The following is a 15,481-nucleotide window of genomic DNA, read 5'->3' as shown; positions in this document are numbered from 1 at the left end:
CCGTCCCGTGCGGCGACACGAACTCGCCGGCTCCGTACACACCGTTGAGCGAGGGGGGTCACAGGGTTAGCGTGCGCCGCATCATCCGACGCAGGGGGCACACCTATGACCGCACCGTCGCGACGTTCCGTCCTCGGCACCGCCGGCGCCATCGGCCTGGGAGCCGCCGCGGGGTTCCCCGTCACGGCTCACGCCGCCGAGGGCCCTGCCTTCGATACGGCTCCCGTACGCTCCGCACTCAACAGGCTGCTCCCCGGACACGCGGACCAGTTCAGCCTCAAACTCCTCTCCCCGCAGGGCGGCGACCGGTTCCGGGTGACCGGCACCCGGGGAAGGATCGCGGTGTCCGGTACGACACCGGCCGTGCTGCTCACCGGAGTTCACTGGTATCTCAAGTACGTCTGCGGAGCGCACATCGCGTGGAACGGCAGCCAGCTCGACCTGCCGAAGACGCTGCCTGCGCCCCCGCGCCCACTGGAGAGATCCACCACGCTCCCCCACCGGTTCGCGCTCAACGACACGAACGACGGCTACACCGCGCCGTACGCCGACTGGCCGTACTGGGAGCGGATGATCGACGTCCTCGCGCTGCACGGCTGCAACGAGGTCCTCGTCATCGCGGGCACGGAGGCCGTGTACGAACGCGTCCTGAAGGACTTCGGGTACAGCGACGCGGAGTCGCGCGCCTGGCTGCCGGCGCCCACGCACCAGCCGTGGTGGCTCCTGCAGAACCTGTCGGGGTACGGCGGACCGCTCTCGCCCGAACTCGTCGCGAAGCGCGTGGAGCTGGGCCGGAAGATCACCGGCAGGCTGCGCGAGCTCGGTATGTCGCCCGTGTTCCCCGGCTACTACGGGCATGTCCCCCACGGCTTCGTGGAACGCAACGGCGGCGACGCGCACGTGGTGCCGCAGGGCACCTGGCACGGCTTCGACCGGCCCGACTGGCTCGACCCGCGCACCCGGTCCTTCGCCGACGTGGCCGCCTCGTTCTACCGGCATCAGCGGGACCTGTTCGGCGCGGCCGGGCACTTCAAGATGGACCTGCTGCACGAGGGCGGCACCGCCGGTGACGTGCCCGTGCCGGACGCGGCCCGCGGCGTGGAGAAAGCCCTCCAGAAGGCGCATCCCGGAGCCACGTGGGTGATTCTCGGCTGGGAGGCCAACCCGCTGCCCGCGCTCATCGACGCGATCGACAAGAAGCGCATGCTGATCGTCGACGGCGTCTCCGACCGCTTCGCGGCCGTCACCGACCGCGAGAAGGACTGGGGCGGCACACCGTACGCCTTCGGCACGATCCCGAACTTCGGTGGCCGGACCACCCTCGGCGCCCGCGCCCACATCTGGAACGAGAAGTTCTTCGCGTGGCGCGACAAGGCGGGCAGCGCGCTCACCGGCACCGCCTTCATGCCGGAGGGCACCGACCGCGACCCGGCGGCCTTCGAGCTGTTCTCCGAACTCGCCTGGACCGGGAGCGAGGTGGACCGGGCGGCCTGGTTCTCCGGGTACGCCGACTTCCGTTACGGGGGCCAGGACGCGCACGCGCGGGCCGCCTGGAGCGCCCTGCACGACACCGCGTACCAGCACCATGCGGTGGAGCGCAGCGACGCGCACGACTCGCTGTTCTGCGCCCGGCCCGACCTGGCCGCGAACCGGGCCGCCGAGTACGCGCCCCACGCCCTCGCCTACGATCCCGGGCGCTTCGACGCGGCCCTGAGCGGGCTGCTCGGCGTGGCCGGCGGGCTGCGGGGCTCCGCCGCGTACAAGTACGACCTGGTGGACGTGGCGCGGCAGGCGCTCGCTCACCGCTCGCGGCAGCTCCTGCCGCAGCTGCGGGCCGCCTACGCGCGAAAGGACCGGGACGCGTTCCGGGCCCTGGCGACGCTGTGGCTGAAGCTGATGCGGCTGTCCGACGACGTGACCGGGACGCATCCGGCGTTCCTGCTCGGGCCGTGGATCGGCGAGGCGCGGCGGCTCGCGACGAGCGACGGCGAGCGCGCCGAGTTCGAGCGCACGGCGAAGGTGCTCATCACGGTGTGGGGCGACCGCGCCACCTCCGACCCGGGGAACCTCCACGAGTACGCCAACCGCGAGTGGCACGGCCTGATGTCCGACTTCTACGTGCCGCGCTGGCAGAAGTGGCTGGACGCCCTGGAGGACGCGCTGGCCACCGGGTCGGCGCCCGCGGCCGTCGACTGGTTCGCGTTCGAGGAGCGGTGGACCCTGGAGCGCAAGGACTATCCGCTGCGGCCCGTCGGGGACGCGTACAAGACGGCCGCGCGCGTACGTGACGTGCTCGCGCGGGCGCCCTACCAGGGCTCGTTGACCGTCACCGCCCAGCCGGCCGCGTTCCCTCCCGGCGGACACGCGCGCGTGGAGGCCGTGTTCCGCAACGTCAACGGGCTGCGGGCGACCGGCCGCGTGGACTTCACCCTGTCGGGCATCGACGCCGCGCCCGAGGGCCCCACGTCCCTGCCGAGCGTCGCGCCCGCGGGCACGGGCAGGGTCCGCTGGCAGGCGAGCGCCCCCGGCACACCCCTGGACCGGCCGCTGCGTCCCCTGCCGTACGAGCTCTCCGTGCGGTACGGGCCGCAGGGCGAGGACCGGGTGACGTCGGTCCACACGGGCACGCTCTTCGAGGCCGGACCGCTCGACGGCGCCTGGCGGACCGTCACCAACAATGCCGCCGTCTTCGGGCAGTCGGGCGACCGGTACGCGATCGACGGGGCCGGTGCCGACCTGTGGAAGGGGACCGCGGAGTTCGGGTCGGCGTACCGCGAGAGCGCCTTCACCGACGGGTCGTCGGCACAGGTGAAGGTGACCTCGCAGGCCGTCACGGGCGCGTGGGCGCGGGCGGGCCTCGTCGTCCGCAACTCACTGGCGACGCCGGGCTCCCCGGGGTTCCTGAACCTGTCCGTGACACCGTCCAACGGGGTCGTGCTGTCGTACGACAGCAACGGGGACGGCACGCTCGACACGTACCGGCGCGTCACCGGGATCAAGGCGCCGGTGACGCTGAGGCTGACGCGGTCCGGCGGCGCGTACACGGGTGAGTGCTCGACGGACGACGGGGCGAACTGGCGGACCGTGGCGACCGTGGTGGTGCCGGGGGCGGCGCCGACACAGGACGTGGGGCTCTTCATGACGGCGACGAACGGGGGCGGCGGGGCTCGCGGCACCGTGGAGTTCGACGGCTGGCAGCTCGGGTAGGGCGGGGCGCTGGGCCAGAATGGGCGGGACAAAAGCCGTGTATCCGGTCACGGCTGCGACCTCTGGAGTCCCGCCCATGCCCGCGATCCCCTCCACCACCGTCGCCAACCTCCGTGACCTCGGCGGGATCCCGCTGTCCGGCGGCCGCGCCGTACGCCCGGGGCTCGCCCTGCGGTCCGGGCAGCTGGACCGGCTCGACCCCGCCACCGATCCGGAGTTCTCCGCGCTCGGCATCCGCACGATCGTGGACTTCCGCACGAACGCCGAGCGCGCCTCGTACCCGGACCACGTCCCCGACGGCGTCCATGTCCTGGTCGCGGACGCGCTCGCCGACAAGATCGCCCAGACGGGGGCCGCACCCGTCGCCGCGCAGCTCAAGCACGTCCTGTCCGACCCGGCACTCGCCGACGAGAAGCTCGGCGGCGGCCGCGCCGAGGCGCTCTTCGCCGACACCTATCGCGCCCTCGTCTCGACGAACTCCGCGCGGGCCGCCTACCGCACGCTCCTGACCGAGCTGGCCGACCCCGACACGGGCCCGCTGCTCTTCCACTGCACCGCGGGCAAGGACCGCACCGGCTGGGCCACGACGGTCGTCCTGACGCTCCTCGGCGCGGACGAGGCGGCCCTGGAGGCGGAGTACCTGTCGGTCAACTCGGCGGTGCGGGAGGCCTTCGCGCCGCTCGTCGAGGGTTTCACCGCGCAGGGCGGCGACCCGGAGATCGCACTCGCGCTGATCGGCGTACGGGCGTCGTACCTGCATGCCGCGCAGGACGAGGTGGTGGTGCGGTACGGGGACTTCGAGCGGTACGTGCGCGAGGGGCTCGGGATGCCGGACGAGGCGGTGGAGCGGATCCGGCGGCGGCTGACGGCCGGGTGACGCGGGGCGCGGGTGACGCGGGGGCTCGGAGAAACCGCTGTGCCGGGTGGGCGCATCCGTGCCATGGTGACCCGATGAGCAGCGAAGACTGGGAAGCGCGCCTGGCCGCGGCGTGGGCAGGCATCGACGGCTACGACGAGTCCACCGCGGGCGACTTCCGCGCCGTCGTCGACGACCTCGTCGCCGAACTGCCGGACGGCAGCCCGATCGGCCCGTTCGAGCGCGGATGCGCCTTCGACTCGACCGGCCACTCGGACCGGGCCGTGCCGCTGTACCAGGAGGCACTGAAGCTCGGCCTTTCCGGCTACCGGGGCCGCCGAGCGAAGATCCAGCTCTCCAGCTCCCTGCGCAACATCGGCCGGCCGGAGGAGGGTGTGGCACTCCTCACGCCCGAACTCGACGCGCCCTCGGACGAGTTGGACGACGCCGTGCGCGCCACGCTGGCGTTGTGCCTGTCCAGCCTGGGCCGGGACCGCGAGGGCCTGTCGCTCGCGCTCGGCGCGCTGGCGCCCCATCTGCCCCGGTACCAGAGGTCGATGGCGAATTACGCCCGCCTGCTGGTCGAACCGGAGCCGGAGCCGGGGTGACACCGTGAAGTGACCATCTGACGATTCGCTCGTTCAGCTGAACGTGCAGTCGAAGGTGCAGTCACAGGATGTCGTCCCCCGTCCCGGTCCGGTCGTCGACGTGGAGCAGGCCGAGGCCGCTCTCGTCGAGCACTACCCGCGGCTCGTCCGGCTCGCCTATCTGGTGCTCCCGCCCAGCCTCGGCCGCAACCGCCGGGTACTCACGGCGCACTCCCTGACCCAGCGCGCCCTGCCGCGCGCGCGTACCTCGGCCGATGCCGTGGCCGTCCCCGCGCCCCGCACCGCCGAGGGGCGCAACGGCGATCCGGGCTACGGCTTCGTCCGGCTGAGGGTCCTGCGCACCGCGCTCGACGCGGGCCGCCCGCTGCGGCGCAGGGCCTGGCCGCGGCGCTCCCAGCTGCCGCCGCTGCTCCCCCAGGTGTGGGGCCTGCGGCTCTTCCCTCGCTCGGGCGGCGCCGACGAACTGGCCCTGGACCAGGGGCTGTCCGCGCTCAGCGGCCCCGGCCGCGCCGCCTTCGTCCTGCGCGGTCTGGAACGGCTCGACGACACAGCCGTACGGAGCATGCTGGGCGCGGCCGGCGCCGAAGACCCGGACGCGGCGCTCGCCGAGGCGGACGGGGTGGCCTTGCCCGCGGGCAAGGACGCCCTCGCCCTGCTGGAGTCGACCGAGTTCGACCCGTGTTCGCTGCAGGCCAGACCGCCGGACCTGATGCGGCGCAGGCAGCATGTGAAGGCCGTGATCGCGGCCGCCGCGGCGACGCTGGTGTGCGGGGCGCTGCTCGGCCTGCCGGGCGGCGGCTGGGCACCGGACGGGGCCGCGGCGCCCTCATACGCGCAGAACCCGGCGGGCCTGGCCGCCCTGGATCCGGGCAGGTTGACGAGGATCCCAGCCACGGCGTGGCAGACGTCGGCCCGCACGGACTTCTCCGTCTGGCCCGCGCGCGGCTCCCTGACCGGCGACCGGCCGCTGCTGCGACGCGCCCTCGCTGTCTGGGCCCGGCCCGGGGGCTCCGTCCAGGTCTCCGCGACACCGGGCACCCAGGCCGGCGCCCCGCCCGGACCCCCTCAGCTGCTGTACGCGGGCGAGGTCGACCAGGCGCGGATCGTGCTCTTCTACGACGGGCTGCGCATCGTGCGGTACGCGGAGCCGCAGGACGGCACGAGCGGCGCCGCGCTCGACTTCGCGCGGGTGGACGGCGCCACGGGCCCGGAGGCGGGCGCCCTGGTCGTGGACCGGGCCGATGGCAACGTGCGCTATCTGACGGCGCCCTGGGTGCGCGGCGCCGCCGTGCGGAATCTGCTGAAACCGTCGGCGGCGCCGATGCCGCTCGGCCGCGCCCCCGACGGCGTGACGGCACCGTTCGCCAGTCCGGCGCTCGCCCGCGACTGCACGTCCTGGAACGCGCTCGCGCTGCGGGACGACGCCGGCACGCGGCTCTCGACCGACCTCGGTGAGCTCGTGCCCGCGCATCTCACCGCGGGACGCCCCGGCGCGCCGCGCGAGGCGGTCGCTGCCGACTGGCAGCACTCGGCGTGCTCCCTCGTCTCCGTGCGCTCGCACGGCGTGCGCACCGTCAACTCCTGGGCGTACGCGCGCCAGCAGCTCCCCGAGGGCAGCGGCGCGGCGGACTGGGCGTGCGCGCGGGCCGACACCTGGCGGGGCGGCGGGGCGCGGACGCTGGCCCTGTTCACGGCGCCCGGCGGGAGGACGGCGGCGGTCGCCGCGAAGTCGGAGGGGACCCCGGCCTGCGGCAGCCGGGACCCGCTGGTCCTCGCGGGCGTGCTGTGGAAGTCGCGGGGCGGCACCTGGTACGTGGTGGCCGCCGCGAGCAGGCAGGTCACGTCGATCACGTCGTCGGGCGGCGCCCGCGCCACGGACAACGTCCTGGCCGCGCCCACCCGGCAGGGAGCCAGGACGAAGCTGACCGGCCGCACGGCGACGGGCCGCGAGGTGGGCGCCCTGCGCTGAACGTGCGGCGCCCCGGACCACCCTTGCTGACACGTCCGTAAAGAAAACGGCGCACGAGGGGTGTACCCAATCCTTACCCGTCAGTACATTGACGCCATGTCTAATACGCAGAGCCGGGCACCGCGGCCCGTCGCTGACGAGCGCGTCGCGCTCAAGGCACGCAGAGTCTCCTTCTCCTGGGACAGGACACCGCTGCACTGGATACCGGACGACCCGTTCACCACGCACACGATCAACGTGCTGCATCTCCTGCTGCCCGCCGGAGAGCGGTGGTTCGTGCACGTCTACAAGCAGGTCCTGCCGTACATCCGCGACGACCGGCTCCGCGAGGACGTGATCGGGTTCATCGGCCAGGAGGCCATGCACTCGCAGGCCCACGACGAGGTGCTGCCGCACCTCAAGGAGCAGGGGCTCGACCCGACCCCGTACACCGCCCAGGTCGACTGGTTCTTCGAGAAGCTGCTCGGCGACCGGACGCTGCCGCCGGGGCGGGCGCGCGAGTGGTGGCTGATGGAGCGGGTCGCGCTCATCGCCGCGATCGAGCACTACACGGCGTTCCTCGGCGACTGGGTGCTCAACGCGGACGAGCTGGACCGCGAGGGCGCGGACCCCACGATGCTGGACCTGCTGCGCTGGCACGGCGCGGAGGAGGTCGAGCACCGCTCGGTCGCCTTCGAGCTGTTCGAGCACGTCGACGGCGGCTACCGGCGCCGGGTGCGGACCTGGGCGCTCGCGTTCTCGGCGCTGATGTTCCTGTGGCAGCGCGGGGCGCGCTTCTTCATGGAGAACGACCCGACGGTGCTCGACGGCAAGGCGTCGTTCAAGGAGTTCTACCGGGGCGGGAAGCGGGGCGTCCTGCCCTCCACGGGCGCCATGGTGAAGTCCATCCCGCGCTACCTCAGCCGCTCCTACCACCCCTCCCAGGAGGGCAGCACCGCGCAGGCGGTCGCCTATCTGGCCTCCTCCCCCGCCGCGACGGCGGCACAGGCCCGGACGAACGGAGCCGTCTGACCATGCCCCGCCTCCGCACCCCCCGGCTGCGTACCGTCCTGCTCGTCACCGGCTCCGCGCTGCTCGCGCGCCGCGCCCTGCGCCGCCGCATCCAGGCGTCCCCGCTGTGGCCGATGCCCGCCCTTGAGGAGCCCGTCTCGGGGCGTCCGCGCGCGCGTGCCCTGCGGCTCCTCGTCACCCGGCACGAGTCCGTCGCCGACGGTGTCGTCCAGTTGCGCCTGGAGGGGCAGGACCTGCCCGCCTGGGAGCCGGGCGCGCATCTCGACCTCGTCCTGCCGTCGGGCCTGATCCGGCAGTACTCGCTGTGCGGCGACCCCGAGGACACCTCGTCGTACACCGTCGCGACGCGGCTCATCGAGGACGGCAGGGGCGGTTCGCGCGAGGTGCACGAGCAGCTCCAGGAGGGGTCGGAGGTCGAGGTGCGCGGGCCGCGCAACCGCTTCCCCCTCACCGCCGGCGCCCCGTCGTACGTGTTCGTCGCGGGCGGCATCGGCATCACGCCGATCCTGCCGATGCTGCGGGCCCTCGAAGCCCGGGGCGCCGACTGGCGGCTGCTGTACGCGGGCCGAACGCGGGCGTCGATGCCGTTCCTGGAGGAGGGGGAGAAGCTCGGCGGCGAGCGGGGCAGGGTGAGCGTCGTCGCCGAGGACGAGGACGGGCGGCCCGATCTGGCCGGCCTGCTCGCGGATGCGGCGCCGGACACCGCGGTCTACTGCTGCGGGCCCGAGGGCCTGATGGAGGCGGTGGCGGGGGCGCTTCCGAGCCACTGCGAGCTGCATCTGGAACGGTTCGCGCCGCACACGTCGGCCGACGGGAACGGGCCGTTCGAGGTCGAACTGCGCCGCAGCGGCCGCACCGTCCCCGTACCGGCGGGCACTTCGGTGCTCGCGGCGGTGCGCGCCGAGGTGCCGAACGTGTCGTACTCCTGCGAGCAGGGGTTCTGCGGAACGTGCCAACAGCGGGTCCTGGAGGGCGAGATCGACCACAGGGACGAGCTGCTCACGGATTCGGAGCGTGACGACTCGATGCTGATCTGTGTCTCCCGGGCGCGCGGGGAGCGCCTCGTGCTCGACCTGTGACCGGCTCGTGCGGACGTGTTCCGCACGCGCCGGAATCGCTCGGTAGGGTGTTCGTATGACAACCGGGGTGCGCCGCAGGATGGGAGTCGAGGAGCGGCGGCAGCAGTTGATCGGGGTCGCACTCGAACTGTTCAGCCACCGCTCCCCCGACGACGTCTCCATCGACGAGATAGCCGCGGCCGCCGGCATTTCCCGGCCGCTGGTCTACCACTACTTCCCGGGCAAACTCAGCCTGTACGAGGCGGCGTTGAGGCGTGCGGCGGACGATCTGTCGCAGCGCTTCGAGGAGCCGCAGGACGGTCCGCTCGGAGCCCGGCTCATCCGGGTCATGGGGCGGTTCTTCGACTTCGTGGACGAGCACGGGCCCGGCTTCTCGGCGCTGATGCGGGGCGGCCCCGCCGTCGGCTCGTCGACGACGAACGCGCTCATCGACTCGGTCCGGCAGGCCGCGTACGTGCAGATCCTCACGCACCTCGGCGTCACCGACCCGCCGCCCCGCCTGGAACTGGTGGTGCGCTCGTGGATCTCGCTCGCCGAGTCCACCGCGCTGATCTGGCTGGACGGGCGGCGCATCCCGCGCCGCGAGCTGGAGGCGCAGCTCGTGCACGACTTCGCGGCGCTCGCCGCGGTGAGCGCCGCGTACGACGAGGAGATGGCGGGTCTGCTGCGCCACATCCTGGCCGACGAGCCGGCCGACGGGACGTTCGGCGACCTCATCGGGCGCCTGGTCGCGCTCGCGCCCGCTCCCGCACCCTCGGGATCATGACTCCATGACGCAACGACTCACGTTCCGCAGGGCATCCGACGGACCCGACGACCTCGCCGCGCTCGTCGCCCTGTACGACGGGGCGGCGCGCTGGATGGTGGAGCAGGGCATCGACCAGTGGCAGCCCGGCGAGAAGACCGAGGACCACTTCCGCCTCCGGATCAAGGAGGGCGAGGTGTGGTTCGCCGACGACGCGCGGGGCGTCGGGGCCGGCGCGTACGAGCTGTGGTGGGACGACGAGCCCGCGTGGGGTGTCCGGCCGCCCGACGCCGGCTATGTGCACCGCCTCATGGTGCGGCGCGGCGCCCCGGCCGGTACGGGCCGCGCCCTGCTCGCGCACGCCGAGGAACGGGTCACCGCCGCGGGCCGCGCCCTGTGCCGCCTGGACTGTGTGTCGACGAACCCCCGGCTGCGGGCCTACTACGAGCGCGCGGGCTACACGGTCGTGGGCGAGCAGCCGTTCAAGTCGGGCGCGGGCGGCAGCAAGTACGCGGTGACGCTCATGGAGAAGCGGGTCGGCTGACGCGGACGCCCGGCACGGCAGGGGCGGTCCCCCTGCCGTGCCGGGCGTCCGGCTTTCCCTGCCGTCAGCGCGTGAACACCGCCACCGTGCGCGCCGGGACCTTGAACGTTCCCGAACCGGCGTCGTACGAGGCGGACTTCACCACGGGATCGGCGCCCGCCGCCTGCACCGGGTGCAGCCGGTACGACGTGCCCGCAACCGCGCCGACGCGCTGTTCCTGTGCCTTCGGCGTGGCGTTGAAGACGACGACGAGGTCACCGAGGCGCATGGTGATCACCCCGGGCGTCTCCTCCTTGCCGGAGAGCGGGAAGGACAGCTTCTCCTGCACCTGCCCGGCCGTCGCGAGGCCGAACGTCGGCTCCGTGGTGCGGATCTTCAGCAGGTCCCGGTACGCGGCGGACGTCCCTTCGATGTCCGCGCACTTCGCGGCGGGCACCGAGGTCAGCAGGGGGGTGGCGTAGGGCCACTTGTCCTTGTTGTCGGCGGCCGGCGGGAGTCCGCGCCCGAAGCCGTTGCCGTCACGGCAGTCCCAGTGGATGGCGTTGAACCAGTCGCCGCTGTCGAAGGAGTTGCGGTCGAGGGACTTGGAGCGCAGCAGGTCGGTGCCGGCCTGGGAGAGCGCGGGGCCCTGCGAGAGGGCGGCCGTCGCGAGGGCGAGGACCTGCATGCGCGAGCGGTCCGCGGGGGCGGTGGAGGCGGGCAGTTTGTAGGTGAGCGCGTCGTAGAGCGACTCGTTGTCGTGGGCGTCGGCGTAGGCGAGGGCGTCGCCCGGTGCCTCGGCGTATCCGGCGGGTGCGCCGTTGTAGTCGACGTCCGCGCCCTTGACCGTGCGGCCGTCACTGCCGGTGAAGGTGTAGGCGGCGAGGTTCCCCGTCAGGCCGACCTTGATCAGGTCCTGGTAGTGCAGGAGGCGGGCCTTCTGCTCGGCCTCGGTGCCGTTCGCCTTCGAGGCGTTGGGGTCGGTGTAGAGGCCGGAGGCGAAGCCCTGCACGCCGGGGTCGGCGTCGAAGGGGCTGCCACCGCGCACGGCGTCGCGGGCGCGGTCGGAGAAGGTGGCGATGCCGGTGCCCGCCATGTTCTTCTGCGTGGCCTGCACGAAGCGGGCGTCGTCGGCGACCTCGCCGAAGTTCCAGCCCTCCCCGTAAAGGATGATCTTCTTCCCGTCGACGCCGTCCTTCTCCACGGTGAGCGCGTCGAGGGCCTTCCTGACGGCGAGGATGTTGGCCTTGGGGTGGTGCCCCATCAGGTCGAAGCGGAAGCCGTCGACCTTGTACTCCTTGGCCCAGGTGACGATCGAGTCGACGACGAGCTTGCCCATCATCGCGTTCTCGGGGGCGGTGTTCGCGCAGCACGTGGAGGTGGCGACGGAGCCGTCGGCCAGGAGGCGCTGGTAGTAGCCGGGCACGATGCGGTCGAGCACGGACGTCTTGGCCTGGCCGCTCGCGGCGGTGTGGTTGTAGACGACGTCCATGACGACGCGCAGCCCGTCCGCGTTCAGGGACCCGACCATCTTGCGGAACTCGACGGTGCGTGCGGTGCCGTCCGGGTCGCTCGCGTAGGAGCCTTCGGGGACGGTGTAGTGGTACGGGTCGTAACCCCAGTTGTAGGCGTCCTTGGCCGCGCTCTTGGCGACGCACTCCTGCTGCCGCTCCGAGGCCGCCCCGTACGTGGTCAGGTCACAGTCAGGAGTGGCCTGTTCGGACTTCTTCTCGGGGATCGTGGCGATGTCGAACGCGGGCAGGAGGTGCACGTACGACGTGCCGGCCTTCGCGAGTTCGCGCAGGTGCTCGCTGCCCTTGCTGTCCTTGTCGGTGAAGGCGAGGTAGGTGCCGGGGTGCTTGGCGGTGCGGTCCCCGACGGAGAAGTCGCGGATGTGGAGTTCCTGGATCTGCGCGTCGCGCAGCGGCACGGCCTTCGGCTTCTTCAGCGCCGACCAGCCGGACGGGGCGAGGTTCTTCGCGTCGAGGTCGACGACGAGGCTGCGCTCCGAGTCGGCGGTGAGGGCGGTGGAGTACGGGTCGGTGACCTTGTTCGTGACGACCTTCTGGACGCTGGGCGCCCACACCTTCACGGCGTAGCGGTACTGCTTGCCCTGCCAGGAGCGCGGGCCCTTCACGGACCAGACTCCGGTCGCTCCGTCGCGGCGCATGGCGACGGCACGCCCGTCGAGGTCGAGGGCGACGGACTGAGCGGTGGGCGCCCACACCGACAGGGTGACCGCGTCCTTGGTGAAGACGGGTCCGAGTGACGCCTTGGCGGCCTTCTGCGCGTACAGGTCGTCGAGAACTCCCGCTGTCTGCACACCCGTTGCGGTGACGAGCGCGCCGTTGGCGATGCGGCGGGTGAGGATCAGCTGGCTCTTCAGGGCGTCGCCGACCCGGTCGCGGTCACGGGGGTCGACGGTGTAGGCGTCGTACTTCTTCAGCTGCGGGAAGCGGGCGAGCTGGGCGTCGGTGAGGCCGCCGGCGGCCTTGTTCAGACGCAGCCACCGTCCCTCGCTGCTCAGTGCTCCGTCCTTGACGGTGATGCCGCCGTCCTGGGCGTAGACGAGCTGGGCGGACAGGGCCGCCGTGCCGTCCGACGGCAGGGCGACCGTGCCGCGGTCGATCCACTGCGCCTCGGACTTCGCGAGGTCGAGGTCGGGCGCTCCGCCGGTCTGCGGCAGGACGGGGCGGGGCTGTCCGGCGAGGAGCCAGACCTCGTTGCCGTTGGCGGTGAGGTCGAGGGACTGGTCGGTGGGCAGGTCCTTCTCGTCGCCCTTGTGGAGGATGTAGCTCAGTGACGTCGCGCCGTCGGCGAGCGGCACCTCGAAGGTGACGCCGTACGCGTCCTTCTTCACGGGTTCGAGCGGCTTGGACCAGTCGGTGGGGTTCTTGGCGCCGGTCCAGGTGTGCAGCCCCCAGCCGTCGTAGTCGCCGTCGGCGCGCTGGTAGTGCAGGACGGCCTTGGTCTTGTCCTGCGGCGGGTAGGTGCCGTCGGGGGCGGTCGTGGCCTGGCCGTCCTTGCCCTGTTCGACCCAGACCTCGCCGGTCGCACCGAGGTCGACGGTGCGCTGGGGCCCGTCGGCGGTGCCGTTCTTCTCGACGGTGTACGTGAGGCTGCCGGAGCCGGCATCGCCGGCGAGCTTCACCCAGGCGAAGGCGCCGTACGCGTCACGGCCGGTGAAGTCCCCCGTTCCGGAGGGCGACTTGAGCTGCCAGCCGTCGTAGTCGCCGTCGGTCCGCTTGTAGTGCACGACGGCGTAGGCCCGGTCGACGGCGCTGGGCTCGGCGGGCGCGGGCGCCTGCCCCGCCGTCGTCGCGGCGAGGTCACCGGCGGTGCGTCCGGCGCGGTCGACCACAACTGCCTTGTACCGCAGGGCTGTTCCGGCGGCCACCGTGCCGGGGATGTGCTGGGTGATCCGGTACGGCGCGTGGTCGACGGAGCCGAGGGTGTGCCAGGCGCCCTTGCCGGTCTGGGCGGCGAAGACGACGCGGTCGAGCTGTCCGCCGTCGGTGTCGGCCTGGAGGGTCACGGTGCCGGTGGCCCCGGCGGCGGGGGCGTGGAGGGTGACCGAGGGCTTGGCGGCGGGGGCGGGCAGCGGCTTGGCGGCCTTGTAGACGACGGCGGAACCGGCCGGCACGGTGACGGTGACGTTCTTGTCGGAGCCGCTGGTCACGGACTTGTCGGTGCCGTAGAGGCCGTCGAAGCGGGTGCCGGACGAGCCGGTCGCGAAGGTGGCGTCCTCGGCCTCGGCGGCATTGTTGAGCGCCACGACGTACTCGGTGCCGGTCTTCGCGTCCGTGCGCGAGAACGCGTACACGGAGCCCTTCGCGTAGCGCTCGGTCTGGACGCCGTCGGCCAGGGCCGGGTTGTCCTTGCGGAGCTTTCCGAGAGCGGCGATCTCCTTGTAGAGCGGTGCGCTCGTGTCGTAGGAGTCCTCGGCGTGGGTGCGGTCGGTGCCCAGTTCGTCGTCGTCGAGGTAGTCGTCGACCTTGGAGGCGAACATGGTCTGCCGGGCGTCCTTGTCGCCGCCGGAGCCGGTGAAGCCCTGCTCGTCGCCGTAGTAGACGACGGGGTTGCCGCGCGACAGGAACATCACGGCGTTGGCGAGCTTGTCGCGCCGCACGAGGTCGGCGTCGGACGCCTTCGCGTCGTCGGCCTTGAGGAAGGAGCCGATGCGGCCCATGTCGTGGTTGCCGAGGAAGGTGACCTGCTCGTACGCGTTCGCCTTGCCGGAGGCGTACTTGTAGTCGTCGGCGAAGACCTTGGCGAGCCGGTCGGCGGAGGCGCCCTGGGAGGCGTAGGCGCGGGCCGCGTCCTGGAAGGGGAAGTCGAGGGTCGCGTCGAGGCGGCCGCGGGTGACGTACGGGGACGTGACGTCGGTGTCGGCGGAGTACACCTCGCCGAACATGAAGAAGTCGGGCCTGCCGTGCTTCTTCGCGTACGCGTCGAGGGCGGTGGCCCACTGGGTCCAGAAGTCCAGGTCGACGTGTTTGACGGTGTCGATGCGGAACCCGTCGATGTCGAAGTCCCGCACCCACCGCTCGTAGATCTTCTCCATGCCGGAGACGACCTCGGGCCGCTCGGTCCACAGGTCGTCGAGCCCGCCGAAGTCGCCGTACTCGGCGCTCTCCCCGGCGAAGGTGGAGTCGCCCCGGTTGTGGTACATCGCCGGGTCGTTGAGCCAGGCGGGCACCTTCTGCCCGGTGTTCTTCGGGGTGTACGGGAACGAGTCGGCGTCGACCTTGCGCATGCCGTCCCGGTCGTCGAAGGGGCGGCCCTGGGTGTCGAGGTAGGGGTAGGCGCCCTTGGGGCGGTAGCCGTACTCCTTCTCGGCGTAGTCGACGGTGTCGGCGGTGTGGTTGGTGATGACGTCGAAGAAGACCTTCATGCCCTTGGCGTGCGCGCGGGCGATCAGCTTCGTGAGGTCCGCGTTGGTGCCGAAGTGCGGGTCGACCTGTGTGAAGTCGGTGATCCAGTAGCCGTGGTAGCCGGCGGAGGCGTCCTTGCCCTCGCCCTGGACGGGCCGGTTCTTGAAGATCGGGGCGAGCCAGATGGAGGTGGTGCCGAGGCCCTTGATGTAGTCGAGCCGCTCGGTCAGGCCCTTGAGGTCGCCGCCCTGGTAGAAGCCCTTGTCCGTGGGGTCGTAGCCGGTGGCCGAGCGGGAACCGGTCAGCCCGCCGCGGTCGTTGGAGGTGTCGCCGTTCGCGAAGCGGTCCGGCATGACGAAGTAGAACTGCTCGCGCGTGAGGTCGTGCCGCGCGGGAGCGGCGGCGAGCCGGGCGTCGGACGGGGGCGCGGGCGGCTTCTCGGCGGCCGCCGCCAGGGGCAGGGCCGGGGCCAGGGCCGCGCACAGGGCGACGGCGAGGACGGCCGCTGTTCTTCGCGGCAGGGCGGGGCGTATCACGGGAACTCCTCGACGGGAGGGCGGCGGGGGAGGCGGGAGGGACGAAGGGGTGCGCGGACAGGGCCGCCCGGCG

The 15,481-nt window shown here is 72.4% G+C and carries 9 protein-coding genes; 8 read left to right on the top strand and 1 reads right to left on the bottom strand.

The genetic code is table 11. The annotated features are described in order from the left end of the window. Positions 1 to 105 precede the first annotated feature (105 nt). The 8 genes from OHO83_RS31310 to OHO83_RS31275 all read left to right on the top strand — a co-directional run bounded on the left by OHO83_RS31310 (position 106) and on the right by OHO83_RS31275 (position 10,019). Positions 106 to 3,207 (top strand): alpha-N-acetylglucosaminidase, encoded by a 3,102-nt coding sequence (locus OHO83_RS31310; RefSeq protein ID WP_330280064.1) that lies wholly within the window; start codon positions 106 to 108, stop codon positions 3,205 to 3,207. A 76-nt stretch (positions 3,208 to 3,283) separates the two neighbouring features. Continuing rightward, positions 3,284 to 4,084: a tyrosine-protein phosphatase gene (locus OHO83_RS31305; protein ID WP_330280063.1), complete on the top strand. Its 801-nt coding sequence runs from the start codon at positions 3,284 to 3,286 to the stop codon at positions 4,082 to 4,084. A gap of 74 nt (positions 4,085 to 4,158) precedes the next feature. After that, positions 4,159 to 4,671, top strand: a complete 513-nt coding sequence (locus OHO83_RS31300) for a tetratricopeptide repeat protein (RefSeq protein WP_330280062.1) — start codon at positions 4,159 to 4,161, stop codon at positions 4,669 to 4,671. Between the two features lie 55 nt (positions 4,672 to 4,726). Next, positions 4,727 to 6,640, top strand: a complete 1,914-nt coding sequence (locus tag OHO83_RS31295) for a hypothetical protein (RefSeq protein ID WP_330280061.1) — start codon at positions 4,727 to 4,729, stop codon at positions 6,638 to 6,640. Between the two features lie 96 nt (positions 6,641 to 6,736). Continuing rightward, complete coding sequence (locus OHO83_RS31290) at positions 6,737 to 7,651, top strand: metal-dependent hydrolase (protein ID WP_329435512.1); 915 nt, start codon at positions 6,737 to 6,739, stop codon at positions 7,649 to 7,651. Between the two features lie 2 nt (positions 7,652 to 7,653). Beyond that, positions 7,654 to 8,730, top strand: a complete 1,077-nt coding sequence (locus OHO83_RS31285) for a PDR/VanB family oxidoreductase (RefSeq protein WP_266669852.1) — start codon at positions 7,654 to 7,656, stop codon at positions 8,728 to 8,730. Positions 8,731 to 8,785: 55 nt separating this feature from the next. Next, positions 8,786 to 9,496, top strand: a complete 711-nt coding sequence (locus OHO83_RS31280; RefSeq protein ID WP_329435510.1) for a TetR/AcrR family transcriptional regulator — start codon at positions 8,786 to 8,788, stop codon at positions 9,494 to 9,496. Between the two features lie 4 nt (positions 9,497 to 9,500). Next, positions 9,501 to 10,019: a GNAT family N-acetyltransferase gene (locus OHO83_RS31275; RefSeq protein ID WP_266669856.1), complete on the top strand. Its 519-nt coding sequence runs from the start codon at positions 9,501 to 9,503 to the stop codon at positions 10,017 to 10,019. Between the two features lie 64 nt (positions 10,020 to 10,083). On the opposite strand, the gene pulA is transcribed toward OHO83_RS31275, so the two are convergent. Continuing rightward, a complete protein-coding gene (gene pulA, locus OHO83_RS31270; RefSeq protein WP_330280060.1) occupies positions 10,084 to 15,408 on the bottom strand; it encodes a pullulanase-type alpha-1,6-glucosidase in 5,325 nt (1,774 codons plus the stop codon). Positions 15,409 to 15,481 lie beyond the last annotated feature (73 nt).

Origin of the sequence: Streptomyces sp. NBC_00569 (assembly GCF_036345255.1) — a bacterium.
Taxonomy (GTDB): domain Bacteria; phylum Actinomycetota; class Actinomycetes; order Streptomycetales; family Streptomycetaceae; genus Streptomyces.
This window is presented reverse-complemented; position numbering and strand designations above follow the sequence as displayed.